The sequence below is a fragment of the Streptomyces sp. 3-6 genome (genome assembly GCF_056323165.1).
The window spans coordinates 48955-66232 of the sequence record NZ_JBWHZP010000001.1; the positions used below are offsets into that span (position 1 = coordinate 48955).

Annotated in this window: 12 protein-coding genes; 1 reads left to right on the forward strand and 11 read right to left on the reverse strand. The window is 75.6% G+C overall.

Going from position 1 to position 17278, the window contains the following annotated elements:
* Positions 1-325 precede the first annotated feature (325 nt).
* The 8 genes from AC02VZ_RS00200 to AC02VZ_RS00235 all read right to left on the reverse strand — a co-directional run bounded on the left by AC02VZ_RS00200 (position 326) and on the right by AC02VZ_RS00235 (position 13108).
* Complete coding sequence (locus tag AC02VZ_RS00200; protein ID WP_476474180.1) at positions 326-2998, reverse strand: serine/threonine-protein kinase; 2673 nt, start codon at positions 2996-2998, stop codon at positions 326-328.
* 22 nt (positions 2999-3020) lie between these two features.
* Complete coding sequence (locus AC02VZ_RS00205) at positions 3021-4376, reverse strand: coiled-coil domain-containing protein (protein ID WP_432055422.1); 1356 nt, start codon at positions 4374-4376, stop codon at positions 3021-3023.
* A gap of 395 nt (positions 4377-4771) precedes the next feature.
* Complete coding sequence (locus AC02VZ_RS00210; RefSeq protein WP_476474181.1) at positions 4772-5830, reverse strand: glutamate ABC transporter substrate-binding protein; 1059 nt, start codon at positions 5828-5830, stop codon at positions 4772-4774.
* A gap of 11 nt (positions 5831-5841) precedes the next feature.
* Positions 5842-7323: a hypothetical protein gene (locus AC02VZ_RS00215; protein WP_432055420.1), complete on the reverse strand. Its 1482-nt coding sequence runs from the start codon at positions 7321-7323 to the stop codon at positions 5842-5844.
* Positions 7324-7703: 380 nt separating this feature from the next.
* On the reverse strand, positions 7704-8726 hold the full coding sequence (locus tag AC02VZ_RS00220; RefSeq protein ID WP_476474182.1) for an N-acetylglucosamine kinase: 1023 nt from the start codon (positions 8724-8726) through the stop codon (positions 7704-7706).
* 51 nt (positions 8727-8777) lie between these two features.
* Positions 8778-10043, reverse strand: coding sequence for a 6-phospho-beta-glucosidase (locus AC02VZ_RS00225; protein WP_476474183.1), 1266 nt, complete (start codon positions 10041-10043; stop codon positions 8778-8780).
* 289 nt (positions 10044-10332) lie between these two features.
* Positions 10333-11547 (reverse strand): ROK family transcriptional regulator, encoded by a 1215-nt coding sequence (locus AC02VZ_RS00230; protein WP_476474184.1) that lies wholly within the window; start codon positions 11545-11547, stop codon positions 10333-10335.
* A 469-nt stretch (positions 11548-12016) separates the two neighbouring features.
* A complete protein-coding gene (locus AC02VZ_RS00235; protein WP_476474526.1) occupies positions 12017-13108 on the reverse strand; it encodes a mechanosensitive ion channel family protein in 1092 nt (363 codons plus the stop codon).
* Between the two features lie 304 nt (positions 13109-13412).
* Between AC02VZ_RS00235 and AC02VZ_RS00240 the strand changes: the two genes are divergently transcribed.
* Complete coding sequence (locus AC02VZ_RS00240) at positions 13413-13949, forward strand: HNH endonuclease (protein ID WP_432055417.1); 537 nt, start codon at positions 13413-13415, stop codon at positions 13947-13949.
* A gap of 573 nt (positions 13950-14522) precedes the next feature.
* Here the strand turns inward: AC02VZ_RS00240 and AC02VZ_RS00245 are convergent.
* The 3 genes from AC02VZ_RS00245 to AC02VZ_RS00255 all read right to left on the reverse strand — a co-directional run bounded on the left by AC02VZ_RS00245 (position 14523) and on the right by AC02VZ_RS00255 (position 17238).
* Positions 14523-15848, reverse strand: coding sequence for an ABC transporter permease (locus AC02VZ_RS00245; protein ID WP_476474527.1), 1326 nt, complete (start codon positions 15846-15848; stop codon positions 14523-14525).
* A gap of 116 nt (positions 15849-15964) precedes the next feature.
* A complete protein-coding gene (locus tag AC02VZ_RS00250; protein ID WP_476474185.1) occupies positions 15965-16708 on the reverse strand; it encodes an ABC transporter ATP-binding protein in 744 nt (247 codons plus the stop codon).
* Entirely contained in the window at positions 16705-17238 is a 534-nt protein-coding gene (locus AC02VZ_RS00255; RefSeq protein ID WP_432055415.1) for a PadR family transcriptional regulator, read from the reverse strand. Before AC02VZ_RS00255 ends, AC02VZ_RS00250 begins: the two co-directional genes overlap by 4 nt.
* Positions 17239-17278: the final 40 nt, after the last annotated feature.

Genomic DNA, 17278 nt, shown 5'->3' on the forward strand with positions numbered 1-17278 from the left:
GCGTCCGCGCCCCGCCGGGCACCTGGACGCCGTTCGCGGCGGCCGGCGGCGGAACCGGTCCGGCCGTCGGCGGAACCCCGGGCCGGGCCGGGGGCGCCGCCGGGGCGGGCGGTGCCGCCGGGGCCGGGGGGTAGCCGTGCCGCGCCGTCGGCCGCGCGGCGGCGCCGGCGCCGTTCATGGCGATCGTCGGATGGTCGGCCGGGCGGGCGGGAACCGCGGACAGGTCGTGTCCGCACGCACCGCAGAAACGATCACCCGGCTCGACGGGCTCCTCGCAGCTCGGGCACGTCGGCGAAGCGGCCTGCTGGGGCATCTGCGACATGAACTACACCCACGTCCGGGGGCGGTAACGGTTGGCACGTTCCACCAGGTCGATCCTCTCCTCACCACTGCGCGCCAGCCGGGCCAGCGTGCGGTACGCACGCTCCAGACCGAAACGCAGGCCCCGCTCGTCCAGCCCGCTGCCGAGCAGTGTCCGTCCCCCGGCGGCGCCGCGGTCCGGTGTGCCGGTCCCGGCCGCGGCCGGCACCGGAGCCGGAGCGGAACCCCGGCCCCCGGAGAGTACCCAGTCCAGGGCACAACCGAGGACCTCGGCCGCCAACTGCTCCCGGCGCGCCGGATCCAGCCCGTACGCCTCCAGGGCCTCGACCTGCCCGGCCGCGGCCGACAGGTCGTCCCGGAACGGCACGTCGCCCTCGGCCGCCGTCCGCCCCCGCAGCCGGGCGCGTACGGCCGCCACCCGGGCCGCGGTGTAGTGGATCGACGACTCCGGAACCGACTCCAACGCCCCCACCGCACCGCGCCGGTCACCGGCCGCGAGCCGCACCCGCGCGAGACCGAACGCCGCGCTCACATGACTCGGGTCGGTCGACCACACCAGGCGGTAGTACTCGGCGGCGTTGTCGAGCTGCCCCAGTACCTCCGCGCACAGCCCGAGGGCCAGCTTGGGCGCGATCTCGCCCGGGAAGGCGTCGTAGATCGCGTCGAAGGCGAGGGCGGCGCCCTCGTGGTCGCCGGTCGCCAGGGCCGTCACGCCCCGGTACCAGACCACCCGCCAGTCGTCCGGGTCCCCTTCCTCCAGGGCGCCCAGGACCGCCAGCGCGGCCGGCGCGTCGCCCGTCTCCAGCCGCGCCCGGACCTCCCGCAGCCGGGTCTCGGTGGACGGCGCGGGCGCGGCGGCGAGCGCGTGCAGCAGGTCACCGGGCGCGGACGCCGACAGACCGGCCAGGAAACCGGCGTTGGGGTCGCCCGGGTCGACCAGCGGGACCGGCAGCGCCAGCCCGGCGGCGACCGTGTCGAGGGGTCTGACGAGAGCGGGGGACAGGGCGGCCGGTGGGGCCGCGGCCGGGGCGGCGGGCCGGCCGCGCTGCCGGGGCACGCGTCGAGGCCGGGGCGCGCGTGCGCCGAGCCGGGACACGTCTCCGTCGAGCGCCGGGAACAACTCGGTGTCCGTCACCCGCAGTTCGGGCCCGAACAGGGTGGAGAGCGCCGGCCGGGCGCGGCCCGTCTGCAGCGACACCACCTCGCGCAGGACACCCGTCAACTGCTCGCCCATCTCCTGGGCGGAGGCGAACCTGCGGTCCGGGTCCGGGTCGGTGGCGCGCACCAGGAAGCGGTAGAACGACTCGTACCGCCGGAACACCTCGATGGTGTCGGGGTCGGGCAGGGAGTCGGTGAAGACGGTGGTGTAGCCCTGGAAGTCGAAGGTGAGCACGGCGAGCGTCCGCGCCACGGTGTACAGGTCGGACGCCACCGAGGGGCCCACCTCGGCGACTTCGGGGGCCTGGTAGCCGATGGTGCCGTAGATGGCCGACTCGTCGTCGTCCATGCGGCGCACCGCGCCCATGTCGATCAGCTTCAGCTCGTCCTCGGTCTGGATCGCGTTGTCGACCTTGAAGTCGCAGTACAGCAGGTTGCGGCTGTGCAGGTGCCCGAGCGCCTCCAGCGCCTCGATGCCGTACGCGCACGCCTGCTCCACCGGCAGCGGGTCCCGCCGGCCCTGCGGGGTGCGGCGGGCGTTGGCGATCTCCTTGAGCGACTTGCCGCCCACGTACTCCATGACGATGTAGCCGTCGAGGGAGCCGGTGCGCTGGTCCAGGTGCTCCACGAAGTTGTAGATCCGCACGATGTTGGCGTGCTCGATCTCGGCGAGGAACCGCCGTTCGGAGATCGCCGCCGCCATCGCGTCCTGGTCGCCGGTGTCCAGCAGGCCCTTGAGGACCACCCACCGGTCGGAGACGGCCCGGTCGACGGCGAGGTAGATCCAGCCCAGGCCGCCGTGCGCCAGGCAGCCGACGACCTCGTACTGGCCGTGCACCACGTCCCCGGCCGACAGCTTCGGCACGAACGAGTACGGGTGGCCGCACTTGGTGCAGAACCCCTCCGTGCGGCCCGGCCGGTCGCCGCGCGCCCGGCCGACCGGGGCGCCGCAGTCGGCCCGCGAGCAGAACCGCTTGCGTTCGGGCACCTCGGCACGGTCCAGCACCATCGCCCGCGGGTCGGGGCGCGGGATCGGCGGCACCTGCACCAGGCCCGCGCCCAGCCGGCTCCGGCCGGAGGACGCCGCCCCGGACCCCGAACTGCGCACCGACACCGAACGGGCCGAGGGCCGCCCGGACAGCGACCGCGACAGCCGCCCCGACACCGAGCGCCGGGACCTCGACGACTGCGAGGCGCGGGACGAGCGCGACGAGCGGGAGGAGTGGGAGGAACGGGAGGAGTGCGACGGGCGGGAGGACGGGCCGGCCGCCCCGGCGCTGCCGCCGCCCGCGCCGCCGCTGCCGGACGTGCCCCGCGGCTCCCGGCCGCCGACGGTGACGCCGGTCGGGGGCGAGGCGACCGAGCCGGTCGGTGACACCACCGGGGCCAGACCGCAGGTGTCGCAGTACAGTTCGCCGCCGCCGACGTCCTCGTACGCGCCCCCGCAGTCGGGCCGCTGACAGCCGCCGGGCCCTCCGTTCGGCACCCCGGTGCCCTCCTCGTTCCGCGCCTCGCTCACGACGCCGCCTCCCCCGTGTCCCTCATGCGCCCGGCCCCGTCCGGTCCTCGGGCACCCCGCGCCCGGGGCCCGCCTGGTCCGGCACCCGGGGAACCGTGGCGAACAGCTCCGCCGCGGCCTGCTGGTAGCGCAGCACCGCCTGCTCGGCGGCGCGCAGGTCGCAGGGCGCGCTCCACAGCATCCGGCGCGCCTTCTCGTACCGTTCGACCAGCAGCGGGTCCTCCGCCAGGCCGTGCCGGGCGACCTTCGCCCGGTACGCGTCCAGCCGCCCGCGCAGCTCGGCGCGGACCGCGAGCGGCGCGGTCACCGCGGTCAACGACTCGCGGGCGCGCAGCAGTTCGTCCTCGGCCTTCTGCTCCAGCGACTCCAGCAGCGGCGACAGGCGGTGCCACTGCGCGTGCCGCCGGTACTCGGCGGCCGTCGACAACTGCTCCTGGAGCGCGGTCGGCGGGCCGCTGACCACCGGCACCTCCGTCGCCGCGATCTTCGCCAGCACCTCGCCGCGCGCGGTGCGCGCCTCGGCCAGCGTGCGGTCGGCGCGGGACAGCACGTCCCGCAGCCGCACGATGCGCTTCTCGGCGTCCTGGCGCACCGTCAGGACCGCGTCGATCTCCCGCCGCACGTCCTCCAGGGCGCGCGCCTCGCGGTCGTAGACCGTGGTGTCCGGCCGGCCCCCGCCGGGGGCGGAACTGCCCTCCGCGGGTGTCCAGAACGCCAGCGGGTCCGAGACCACCTGCTCGCGCAGCCGGGTCAGGGTGCGGGTGATCCGCTCCAGGTCGTCGCCCGCCGGGTGCTCACCGGGGCGCACGCCTACGGAGTGCGCCAGCTTGCGGGTGCGGCCCAGTTCGGCGGCCAGCAGGTCGATCCGGGCGGGCAGCGCCGACCAGACGGCGTCCGCCGTGACCACGGTGTCCAGGGAGGACGCGTACAGCTCGTTCATCCGGTCCACGAGTGCGGCGAGCGAATAGCGCTCGCTCAGCACCCCGCTCCCGGCCCCGGCGGACGGCGCGGGGGCGCCCGCGACGGCCGCGGCCGACCCGGCGAGCGTCACGCACTCGCCGCGCAGCAGGTGGGTGAGGTCCACCAGGTCCTCGCGGCTGGACCAGCGGCGGCGGGCCCGGATGTCGCGGGCGGTGCGCAGGGCGTCCGTGTAGGCGTCGAAGTACGTCCACAGCAGCGTGATCGCCGCCTCGGTGGCCGCCCAGCGCTCCGCGGTCACACCGGTGAGCCGGGCGCCCTCCAGGAGCCGTCTGCCCGCATGGTCCTGCAGGGCGAGGAGCGAGGTCTCGATCGCCTCGTGCTCCGCGCCGAGCCGGGCCAGCGCACGGTCCACCTCGTCCCGGTCCAGCACCGGTCCGGCGGACTCCGAGTCGCCCATCGATCACCTTTCGCTGCGGGTCGGTCGTGGCTGGTGGCCGGCCGGCCGGGTCGGGCCGACCGGGGCCGGTCGTGCGCGGCCTCGTCGTGAGGCCCGTCTCGTCGTGCGGGTCGTCGTGTCGTGCGGGTCCGTGTCGGCGTGCGGGTCCGTCTCGTGGCTGTGCCGGGCCCTGGGCAGGTCGGTCCGGGCGGTTGTCGGTCGTCGGTTGTCGGTCGTCGGTTGTTCGTTGCCTGGCGGTCGTCGAGGCCGTCGTGCTCGGGCGGTCGTCGTCGGGTCGTGCGGCGGGGCGTTCTCGTCGGGCGGTGGCTCTCGTCGTGCGGTCGGTGCGGTCGGGCGCGTCGGTGCGGTGGTCCGGGCGGGCGGGTCCGTCGTGGGCCGCTGCCGGTCCGGGGCCCTCAGTCCGTGCGCAGGTACGCCGGTGCCGGGGGCTCCGACTTCGATGAATCCCCGCCCAGTGTCGCCGACAACCATGTGTCGTAGGACTTCTGCCATCCCCCGGTGTCCTCGCGGAAGTCCACCAGGATCCGGTTGACCCGGCGCACCAGGTCGTCCGCGTCCTTCTTCATCGCCACGCCGTAATACTCGGTCGTGAAGGCGTCACCCTTGAGCTCGACCGTCGGGTCCTGGGCGGCCTGACTCGCCGCGAGGGCCGCGTCGGTGACCACCGCGTCGACCTCGCCGAGCTGCAACCGGACCAGGCAGTCGAGCTGGTTGGGGACCGTGGTGCCGATGTCCGCGGACCGCGGGAGCAGGCCCGCTTCCTTGTCCGCCGCCAGCTTCGCGTACGCCGTGGAACCCGCCGCCGTGCAGATCTTGCGGTCGGCGAGTGCGGAGTACCCCTTCACCGGCGAGGACTTGGGGGCCAGGACCTGCTGCCCGGTCCGGAAGTACGGCGCGGAGAAGGCGACGTCGCGGATGCGGTCGCAGGTGATGGTCATCGTCCGCACCACCATGTCCACGCGGCCGTCCTGGATCGCCGGTATGCGCTGGTCGGTGGGGATCGCCTTGAACTGCACGGCGTCCGGGTCGCCGAGTATGTCCTCGGCTATCCGGTGCACCAGGTCGATGTCGAAGCCCTCCAGCCGGGCGCTGTCCGGGCCGTTGGCGTCCCGGTACCCCCAGCGGTAGCTGTTCTGGTCGATGCCGACGACGAGCTTGCGCTTCTCGCCCGGGCGGTTCTTGATCGCCTCGATGGTGGGGCCGTCGTCGCCCGAGGGGGCCAGGGTCTGCTTCTCCGGGTCCGCGCAGTCCTCGGCTGCCACGGCCTGCTCCGCCCCGGCCACCCCGCCGCCGGCCGGGCCGGCCGGCGCCCCGGACCGGGCCGGCCGGTGCGCGACGGAACCGGTGCAGGTCAGCAGCAGTGCGAAGACCAGCGCGACGACGCAGGCCGTCGCCATCGCGCCGACCCCGCCCCAGCCCCTCAGCCCGGACCGCACCCGCTGCGCGGTACGCATCGCGCCCCCTCTCACCGGTACTCCGACAGCCTGCGTCCGATGCCCAGGACCGCACCGGCGGCCCCCAGCACGGCGAGCACCGCCGCGCCCGCGGGCAGCCCCGTCAACGCGTCCCGGCCGTCACCGGCCGCCCGCGCGAACTGCGACTCCTCGTGCGCGAGCGCGGCGGCCAACTGCTCGTCGACGCCGTCGAAGCACTCGCCGGTCGCGCCCTCGGCACCGATGACCATGTCCAGGGCCTGCTGGTAGTTGCCGTTCTCGTCCTGCTCGCGGGCGGCCCCGTGCCGCTTCTTCCACTCCTGCATGTCGGCGAGGGCCGCCGTGACCGGCCGGGCCCCGGCGTCGTCGTCCGCGAGACGCCGCGCGTGCGCGAGCCCCTTGCCGAGGGCGTCCATCTCGCGCCCGAAGTCGTGGTCGTAGGCGTCGACGGTGTCGTCGCCCACCTTGCGCGTCTCGGCGCCGCGGGCCACCAGCGTGAGGTTCTCGTTGCCGCGGGCCTTCAGGGAGGCGATGCGGGCGTCGTGCAGCACTTCGAGCGAACGGACGCCGTGGTCGCGGGAGTCGTGGAGGCCCGAGCGGGCCAGGGTGTGGCCGACGGCCAGCCACAGCAGGATCACCGAAGCGGTCGCCGTGGCCGCCACCAGGCCGTGGTTGAGCAGGCGGTTGGTGCGCCGGTAGGTGCGGTGCTGGGCCCAGGCGAGCGCCGACAGCGTGACCACGCCGAGGGCGATCGCCGCCCACGGGTAGGGGGTCGCCTCCGCGTAGTCGGCCCGCAGCCGCTGGTTCTCCGTGCGGTACAGGTCCTCCGCGGCCGGGAGCATCTCCTTCTGCATCTTCTCGTTCGCGTACCGCAGGTAGGCACCGCCCACGGGGTAGCCCTGGCGGTTGTAGGTGCGGGCGCGCTCCACCAGGCCCTTGTACTCGGGCAGCAGGCGGTTGAGCTCGGTGATGGTGGCGGCCGACGGGGAGTCGGGGTCGGAGTTGGCCGCCGCGTTGACCAGCTTGGCCGCGGCCGTGCGGATGTCCCGCTCGTAGCGCTCGCGGGTGGCGGCGGTCTCCTGCCCGCCCGCCAGGAAGCCGCTGGAGGCCGCGGTGTTGGCGTCGGCGAGCGAGCGGTAGATGTCGGCGGCGTCCGAACTGAGCGGCTGACTGCGGTGCAGGACGTCGTCCGCGGCGGCGGCCCGCTCGGTCATCTGCCACGCCGAGACCGCGCCGAAGGCGAGGACCAGGGCGGCCAGTACGGCGCCGATGATGCGCAGCCGGCCCGGCTCGGTGGTGGCGGCCCTGCGCAGGCGCTCGGCGCCCTCGGCGAACGCGGAGCGCCGGACGGCCGGCGGCGGGGGCGCGGGGCGGGGCCGGACACCGCCCGGGGGCCGAGGCTGACCGGGGACGGCGGGCAGGCCGGGCGCGGGCGGGCCGGACGGGGGCGGGGAGGGTACGGCGGGCAGCGACGTGCCCGGCGGCGCCGTGCCGCTGTCCGGCCTCGGTGTCACTGCTGACCTCCCCCTGGTCATCCGTCGCGGGCCAGTATCGCTGCCGGGGCCGTCATCCGCACCGGGTGTGACGCGATCTTGATGTGATCGCAGCGCTGTTGCCCGGTTCCCCCGGAACCCCGGCCCGGCCGCGGTCCTTTTCTCCCCTCCTCGGAAACACGTCCGGGAACGCGCCGTGGTTCCCGCGACACGCCGCACGGAGACGGAAACCCTCGGCGGCATCCGGCATCCGGCATCCGGCATCCGGCATCCGGCGTCCGGCCCCCGGCGTCCGCGTCCCGGTGTCCCTTCCCGTGGTGCTCCCCTGGCCGTGCGCTCCCACCCCCGTACGCCCCCACCGCGCCGCGCACGCGCCCCCTGCTCCGCACGCCCCGGCGCCCCTACGCCCCGTAGTGCGCCCGCAGACGCCGCCCGGCCGAGGGCGGGGCGGCGAGCCGGTCCAGGGCCAGGAGGGCGGCGCCCAGGACCGGGGGCGCGGTGACGACCCGGGGGACCGCCTTCGGGGCGCGGTCGGCGAGCAGCGCGTGGACCCGGTCGTCGAGCCGGGGGTGCCGGGCGGCCAGCACGCTGCCCCCGAGGACGACGGGCGCCTCCTCGCCGAGGAGACCGAGCCGGTCCAGGGCCACGGTCGCCATCGCCACCACCTCGTCCGCCTGCCGGTCGACGAGGGCCCCCGCGACGGCGTCACCGCCGGCCGCCGCGCTGAACAGCACGGGCGTCACCTCGTGCCGCCGCGCGGGGGGCAGATCCCCGAGGTGCAGGGCCTCGATGAGCTCCGGCATGCCGGCCAGACCGAAGTGGGCGGGCAGGGCGTCCGCCAGCACGGTGGGGGCGCCGCGGCCGTCGTGGGCCCGCGCCGCGCACCACAGCGCCTCCTCCGCCAGCCCCCAACCACCGCCCCAGTCACCGGAGATGCGCCCCAGCGCCGGGAAGCGGGCGGTGCGGCCGTCGGGCAGCATGCCGACGCAGTTGATCCCCGCGCCGCACACCACGGCCACGCCCCGGGGTTCGGTGACCCCGGCGCGCAGCACCGCGAAGGTGTCGTTGCGGACCTCGACGGAGTCGCCCCACGCCCGTTCCCGCAGCGCGGCCGTCAACCGCTCCTCCTCCACCGGGAGATCGGCGTTGGCCAGGCAGGCCGAGACGTGGGCCACCGCGCGTACGCCCGCCGCGGCGAGGGCCCGCCCGACCGTCCCGGCGAGCGCGTCCACGGCGGTGGTCACGCCCACGGCGGGCGGACGGAACCCGCCGCCCCGGGCCGTGGCCAGCACCTCCCCGCCACCGGTCAGGACGGCCACGTCCGTCTTGCTGTTGCCGGCGTCGACGGCGAGGAGGGGGGGCCCGGACGTCTCCCCGCGCGCCGGCCGGGACGTCTCCCCGCGCGTCGGCCCGGGCGTCCGCACCCGGGCGGCCGACCACGGCGTCCCCGTCCGCGCCGGTCCGGGCGCCCGCGTTCACGCCCACGCCAGGTGCTCCCGGTTGTGGGCGATCAGGTCGTCGGTGAGCCGCTCGGCGCGGGCGTACTGCCCGACCAGCGGGTGGGCGAGGAGCGCGCGGAAGACCCGGTCCCGGGAGCCGTCGAGGGCGGCCTGGAGGGCGAGTTCCTCGTACGCGGTGACTCCGGCCATCAGGCCCGCGAACAGCGGGTCCACGGGCGGCACCGGCAGCGGCACCGGCCCCTTCGGACCCACCGCCGCCTGCACCTCGATCACCGCGTCGTCGGGCAGGAAGGGGAGCGTGCCCTCGTTGAAGGTGTTGACGGCCTGGTAGGGGCTGCCCGCGCCGCCCAGCAGAGCGGCCGCCAGGTCCACCGCGGCCTCCGAGTAGTAGGCGCCGCCGCGCCGGGCCAGCAGGTCCGGTTTCTCGTCGAGGGCCGGGTCGGCGTAGAGGGCGAGCAGGCGGCGTTCCATGTCGGCCACCTCGGCCGCGCGGGAGGGCCCGGTGCGCTGCTCCCGCACCACCTCGTCGTGGGCGTAGTAGTAGCGCAGGTAGTAGGAGGGGACCACGCCCAGCCGGTGCAGCAGGGCGGGGGGCAGCCGGAGGTCCTCGGCGATCGCGTCGCCGTGCCCGGCCAGCAGCCGGGGCAGCACGTCCTCGCCCTCCGGGCCGCCGAGGCGCACGCCGAACTCCCAGGTGAGATGGTTCAGGCCCACGTGCTCCAGGTGGAGCAGGCCGGGGTCGGTGCCCAGGTGGGCGGCGAACTTCCGCTGGAGCCCGATGGCCACGTTGCAGAGCCCGACCGCCTTGTGGCCGGCGCGCAGCAGCGCGCGGGTGACGATGCCCACGGGGTTGGTGAAGTCGATGATCCAGGCGTCCGGGTTGGCCCGGCGGACCCGGTCGGCGATGTCCAGGACGACCGGCACGGTGCGCAGCGCCTTGGCGAGGCCACCCGCCCCGGTGGTCTCCTGGCCCACGCAGCCGCACTCCAGCGGCCACGTCTCGTCCCGCATCCTGGCCGCCTGCCCGCCCACCCGCAGTTGCAGCAGCACGGCGTCGGCGCCGTCGACGGCCGCCTCCAGGTCGGTGGTGGTGGTGACGGTGCCGGGGTGCCCGTGGCGGGCGAGGATGCGGCGGGACAGGGCGCCGACCGGCTCCAGGCGGTCGGTGGCCGGGTCGACGAGGACCAGTTCGGTGACGGGGAGGGTCTCCCTCAACCGGGCGAACCCGTCGACGAGTTCGGGGGTGTAGGTCGAGCCTCCGCCGACCACGGTGAGTTTCACGGCGCGCTGCCTCGCTTTCGGTGCCGGGCACACGGGGTGCCGTCGCGGGTTCGGGGTCGGTCCCGGAGGGGCCGGGGCGTGCCCGATCTATGTGGGACGTTTCCAGGGCGTCCAGGGCGTCCAGGGCGTTCACGGAGACGCGGAGAGCGGAGTACGGCCGGTCCGGCTCCCTCCGGCCGGTGAGGGGGCGCCGTCGACGAACGTCTCCCGGGGGACGTGGAGGGCAGGGGGCGGAGGTGAGGTCTGAGGAGGTGAGGGGCGAAGTGGGCGGGGACGAGGAGGGGGCGGGTCAGCGGGAGGTGTCGAAGACCTCGTCGCGGGTGGCGGCCAGCGCGCTCTCCAACGCGCCGCGCAGCACGGGCTGTTCCCGCACGTCGCCCACCACCAGGCGGGGCCGGGAGGCGGCCAGTTCACCCAGTTCGGACTGGACGAGCGCGCGCAGCGCCTCGCCGCCGGAGGTGAGGGACCTGCCGCTGAGCACGACGAGTTCGGGGTCGAGCACGGAGACCAGCGAGGCCAGGCCGGTGGCCAGCCGGGTGGCGTAGGCCCGCAGCAGACGCTGGTGGCCCGGGTGGTCGGGGTCGTCGGCGGCCCGGGTCAGCAGCGCGGCGGCCACCTCGGCGTACGGGCCCTCCGGTACGTCCTCCAGGCCGGCCTCGCGGGCCAGGACGGGAACGGCCTGGGAACCGGCGAGTTCCTGGAAGCCGCCGCTGTTGGCCCGGGTGACCTGACGGACCAGGGGCGTCCCCGGCACCGGCAGGAAGCCGACCTCGCCCGCACCGCCGGTCCACCCCCGGTGCAGCCGCCCGCCGAGCACCAGGGCGGCCCCGAGCCCGGTCTCGTTCCACAGCAGGACGAAGTCCGTGTGGCCGCGCGCCGTGCCCAGCCGCTGCTCGGCCAGGGCGACGAGGTTGACGTCGTTCTCGTACTCGACGGGCATCGGCAGGGCGGCGGCCAGTTCGTCCAGCAGCGTGGGGGAGTGCCAGCCCGGCAGGTGGGAGGCGTAGCGCAGCCGGCCGGTCGTGGGGTCGAAGGCGCCCGGCGTGCCGATGACCAGCCGGTGGACGTCGGCCCGGGTCAGCCCCGCCGCCTTCACCGCGCCGTCCAGCGCGTCGGTGACCTGCCGCACGACGGGGACCGGGGAGCGGCGCCCGGGGGCGGGCACGTCATGCGCGCCGACGACCCGGCCGGTCAGGTCGGCGACGGCGGCGCGGATCCGCTCGGGGGTGACGTCGAGCCCGGCGGCGTACGCGGCGGCCGGGTTCACCTCGTACAGCCGGGCGCCCGGCCCCGGGCGCCCCTCGGTGGTGCCGCCGGCCAGCACCAGTCCGGCCGCCTCCAGCCGCGCCAGCAACTGGGACGCCGTGGGCTTGGACAGCCCGGTCAGCTTGCCGATCCGGGTGCGGGACAGCGGCCCGTGCTCCAGCAGGAGGTCCAGGGCCGCACGGTCGTTCATGGCCCGCAGCACCCGCGGGGTGCCCGGCGTGCCGGCGGTTCCTGCCATGGGGTGCCACACCTGCCCTTCCTCGGCCGCCCAGCTTCGCAGCGGTCGCCACGGGGCGTCCATCCAGGGGCACCCGGGCGTCTCCGGTGGGATCCCCGGGAGTGCCCCGCAGCCCGGGGGGCCCGGGAGGACTCCGGACGGCTCCGGAGGGGCCGGGACGGCGCCGCCGCGATCACTGTTAGGAAAGTTTCCTGTCTCTGACGTGAGGAACGTACGGCCCTCGTCGTCGGCCCGTCAAGGGGCTGGTGGGCCGTGACCGGTGGGCCGTGGAGGGGAGGCGAGGCAGGTCCGAGTCCGGCTGGTCCGGCCGAACGGCCCCGCAGGGTGGCAGCGTGCCGCAGGGCGGCAGCCGGGAAGGTCCCGGGTGCCGCCCTGCGGAGGTGCGGGGGGAGAGGCGGGGCGCCGTGTGCCGCACGGTGCGGCTCGGCGCGACCGCTGCCGCCGCTCGCCGCTGCGCGCCGGCGCCCTGCTACTTGGTGGTGCTCGGCGGGGTCAGCGGGGAGGCTGCTATCGACTGGGGGGAGACGGAGCTGGCGTACGCCGACGGGGGCGCGACGGCCGCGGCCGGATCGGGGCCCGGGGCCGCGTCCACCGGGGTGGTGGCACCGCCCACGATGCGGATGCCGGCCTCGTCGAAGGCCCGCTTGATGCGCCAGCGCGCCTCCCGCTCCACGGTCACGGACTTGCCGGGCATCGTCTTCGCCGAGACCCGCACCACCATCGAGTCCAGCAGCACGGAGTCCAGGCCGAGCACCTCGATCGGGCTCCACAGGAGCTCGTTCCAGGGCTCCTCCTTGCTCATCTTCCCGGCGACGTCGCTCAGGACCTCCTTCACCTGGTCCAGGTCCTCGTCGGAGCGGACCGTGACGTCGACGTTGGCGGTCGCCCAGCCCTGGGAGAGGTTCCCTATCCGCTTGACCTCGCCGTTGCGCACGTACCAGATCTCGCCGTTGTCGCCGCGCAGCTTGGTCACCCGCAGGCCGACCTCGATCACCTCGCCGGAGGCCACGCCCGCGTCCACGGTGTCGCCGACGCCGTACTGGTCCTCCAGGATCATGAAGACGCCGGAGAGGAAGTCCGTCACCAGGTTGCGCGCGCCGAAACCGATCGCCACACCGGCGACACCGGCCGAGGCGAGCAGCGGCGCCAGGTTGATCTGGAAGGTGCCCAGGATCATCAGCGCGGCCGTCCCCAGGATCAGGAACGAGGCCACCGAGCGCAGCACCGAGCCGATCGCCTGCGACCGCTGGCGCCGCCGTTCGGCGTTGACCAGCAGGCCGCCCAGCGACGTGCCGTTCACGGGCTGGTCGCCCGTACGGGACATGCGGTCGATCAGCTTGGTGATCGCCCGCCGCACGACCACTCTCAGCACCGTCGCGATCACCAGGATGAGCAGCACGCGAAGACCGATCGCCAGCCAGGTCGACCAGTTCTGCTCGACCCAGCTGGCGGCGTTCGTCGCCTGTTCCTGGGCGTCCCGGAGCGAGGGGACGGCCGGCGACGGACTCTCCGTGGGAGTCGGCGACGGGCCGTCGGCCTTGAGGACGGCGGGCACGGACACGGCGGATACCTCCAGGTGCGCGATCTGCTGCCGGGCGGGGTCCGAGGTCACGGAAAGGTCACCGGCGGGTGCAGAAGCACCACACTAACGGGGCATTGTGGGCGGATCCGGGGGTTGTGCGAAGGAGAGACCGGCCTCACCTGCGCTTGAACCGGTCACCATCCCGGGGATGCTCCGGGGTGTGGTCGAAAACACTCTCAGCCCGTTACCGGGACATGGTGGCGCATTCACCAGGCATGAGGGGAAACTGACTACGGATCGTCCCGGCGCGAGCCACGCGTCGCCGGCGTACAAGGAGGCATCCGTGCCGCATGTCCTGGTTCTCAACGCGTCGTACGAGCCACTCGGCGTCGTACCGCTCCGCCGCGCGCTCGTGCTCGTCCTCGACAACAAGGCCGTGTGCCTCGAGGAGTCCGGCGCCTACCTGCACAGCACCACCGTCACCGTCCCCGCCCCCAGCGTGGTCCGGCTCAAGCGTTTCGTCCGGGTCCCCTACCGGGGGCCCGTTCCCCTCACCCGCCGCGCCCTGTTCGCCCGCGACGGCGGCCGGTGCATGTACTGCGGCGGGGTCGCGACCAGCGTCGACCACGTCATCCCGCGCAGCCGCGGGGGCCAGCACGCCTGGGACAACGTGGTGGCGTCCTGCCGCCGCTGCAACCACGTGAAGGCCGACCGGCACCTGATCGAGCTGGGCTGGCGCCTGCGCCACAAGCCGGCCCCGCCGACCGGCCTCGCCTGGCGCATCATCGGCACCGGCCACCGCGACCCGCGCTGGCTGCCGTACCTCCAGCCGTACGGCGCGGACGACGCGATGGCGCGCATCGACGGCATCTCGGCCTGACGGACCCGGCCGCCGGGAGCTCGGACGGCAGGAGGCCGGACGACGGGGACCTGGACGGTGGGGGTGCGACGGCAGGAAGCTGGGCTGCGGGGTCGGTGCGGTGGTGTCCGGGTGCGCCGACGCGGACGAGGTGGTGTTCGGGTGCGCCGACGCGGACGAGGTGGTGTCCGGGGGCGCGGACGCCGATGAGGTGGTGTCCGGGTGTGCGGATGCGGACGAGGTGGCCCGTTCTCCGGGCTCCGCGCGGGACGTGTGCGCTTCGGGTCCGGTCCGGCGAACACCGGTTCCGGCCCGGAGGCACCCCCGTACCCCCGGGACGGGCCGGACCCGGCCCGACCGGCACCCGACGTGAACACGGCAGGCGCGGCCCCGCTCCCAACGGCCGTCCCCCGGCGGCCACCCGGCCGTTGCCCGGAGCGGCAGTCGTCCGGCCGTCGTCCGGACCGGCTGCCACCCGGCCGTCCCCCGACCGCGAACCCGACCGTCCCCCGGCCCTCGTCCGACCGCGAACCCGACCGTCCCCCGACCGCCCCCCGGCCACGAACGCCGACCCGGGCCCGCTCCGCCCCCCGGTCACCCGTACCGGAGCGTGCCCGGATCCAGGCTGCGGTGGTGCAGGGGGAGAGCGGTGGCCGCGGCCAGCAGGCACGCCGCGTAGATCCCGAGCGGCACCAGCAGGCCGGCCCACGGCACGCTGGACGAGGTCAGCACCGAGTAGCCCACGCCGACGACCGAGCCACCGATCCCCGCCAGCAGCAGGGCGGGCGCGAGGGGCAGGGCGGTCTCCAGCAGCAGCGCCCGGTTCAGCACCGCCCGCGGCACACCGGCGGCGGCCTGCGCGGCCAGGGCCCGGCGGCGGCCGGACAGCGACTCGGCCGTTCCCACGGCGAGACCGCTCAGGGTGATCACCAGGGCCACCGCGATCGCCGCCGCCGCCAGGTCGAGGCCGGCGTGGTAGAACGCCATGTCCTGCGCGTCCCGGCCGTCCCGGCGCAGCCCCTCCAGCATCGAGTGCCGCAGCCCGACGAACCCGGTGCCGACGACCGTCACCAGCAGCACCGCGGCATGGGTGCGCGCCGGAGCCCACGGGTCGTCGCGGAGCCGTTCGGCGGCGATCAGGGTGGCGGCCGAGCGGGCCCGCCGGGCCAGCACCCGGCCCACGGCGCCCGCCGTGGCACCGGACAGCCACACCGCGCCCGCGCCCACCGTCAGCAGGGCGAAGGCCGTCTCCAGGGGCGCTCTCCAGACCCACGTCATGCGGCCCGGTGAGGGCGGTGACGTGACCGCGGCGAACAGCGCCACCGCCGCCACCGCCAGCAACGACATCAGGAACAGCCGGGCCGGACCCCGTCCCGAACGGGGGGTCACCCGGCGCACCTGGCCCAGGGGCGAGGCCACCACCCGGCGCAGCGCCAGCCCGCCGGCCGCCGCGCCCAGCGCCGGCACGGCCACCGCGACCAGGGCGAGGGCGGCCCAGGCCCCGGCCGTCGGCCGCTCCCAGAAGCGGAGCAGGAGCACCACCGCGCCCACGGTCGCGAGCGCGGAGCCCAGCGCGCAGGCCAGGCCCGTCTCCAGCGCGGCGATGCGCCGCACCTGCGCGGGCGTCGCCCCCGCCAGCCGCAGCCCGGCCATCCGCCGGTCGCGGTGCACGGCCCCGATCCGCGCGCACTGCCCGAGGAAGCCCAGCACGGGGACCAGCAGGAGCAGCAGGGCGACGACCACCCCGGAGCGGGTGCCCGGCTCGTCCAGCACCCCCGAGGCCACGGGGACGGCGTACCGGCCGTCGCCGAGGGACGCCAGGACACCCGCCGCCGACGCGAACCCGGCCGCCAGGGCGGCGCCCGTCGCGGTGAGCGCGATCCGCCACGCCTCCCCGCGGTCGGAACCGCTGGTCAGCATCCAGGCCAGCCGCGCATCGGTGCGCAGGGAGCCGCCGCCCGCGCCGTCGCCCCCGGCGGGGCGGAGGGAGCCGCGGCCCGCGTCGTCAGGGCCCGTGGGGCGCGGGGAGCCGCCGCTCATGCCGTCACCCCCAGCGGGACCACGGCGCCGTCGCGCAGCTGCACCTCGCGGTCCGCGTACGCGGCCACCCGGGCGTCATGCGTGACCAGCAGCACCGCCGTGCCCGCCTCACGCGCGGTGCCGACCAGGGACGTCATCACCTGCTCGGCCGCGAGCGAGTCCAGGGCGCCGGTCGGCTCGTCGGCGAACACCACCTTCGGGCCGGTCACCAGGGCCCGGGCCAGCGCGGCCCGCTGGGCCTGACCGCCGCTCATCCCGCCCGGCCGCAGATCCCCCTGCCCGCGCACCCCGAAGCGCTCCAGCCACGCGCCCGCCGCCTCCCGCGCCTCGACGCGGGTGGCGCCGCCCAGCATCAGCGGAAGCGCCACGTTGTCCAGCGCGGTCAGCTCCGGGATGAGCTGGCCGAACTGGAACACCACCCCGAACTCCGTGCGCCGCAGCGTGCTCAGCCGCTCCTCCGTGGCCTCCTCCAGCCGCTCCCCGGCGTACGTCACCGAGCCGGCGTCCGGGCGGACGATGCCCGAAAGGCAGTGCAGCAGCGTCGACTTGCCGCTGCCGCTCGGCCCGGTCACCGCCACGATCTCGCCGGCCCGCAGCTCGACCGAGGCCCCGCGCAGGGCCTCGGTGGCGCCGTACGTCCTCACCAGGCCGTGGGCCGCGAGGAGCGGTTCCCCTTTCGAGGGGTGGCTGCCGTGACCACCGCCGCCCGCGGCGGTCCTGTCGTCGTCCCCGTGCGTCATGCTGCGTCGACCTCCGCGGTCAGGGTGGTGAGCCGGGCCGCCGTCGTGGTCATCCAACGGAGGTCGGCGTCGAGGTGGTTGAGGGCGAAGTCCGCCGAGAGCACGGTGGACAGGTCCGCGCCCGGAGCCGTCTTCACGGCCGTGAGCTCCCGCATGCGCTCCATGTGCGCGGCCCGCTGGGTGCGCAGGTACGCGGCCGGGTCGCCGCCGGACAGGATCGAGACCACGACCTTGGCGAAGATCTCGTTCGTCACGAACGGCGCGGGCGGGGTGACCTGCCCGGCCCAGAGCGCCAGTTCGCGCTCCCCGAGCTCCGTCGCCCGGTACATCGTCCGTTCCGGTCCGCCGTCCGACTCGGTCCCCTCGACCTCGGCCAGCCCGTCGCGGACCAGTCGTTGCAGGGTCGTGTAGACCTGCCCGTAGGCCAGTTGCCGGGCCTGGGGAAACCGTTCGTCGTGCCGTCGCTTCAGGTCGTACCCGTGGGTCGGCCCCGAGGCGAGCAGCCCCAGCAGGATGTGACGGGTGCTCATGCGAATCAGTATGTACTACGTACATGTACTGAGTGAATAG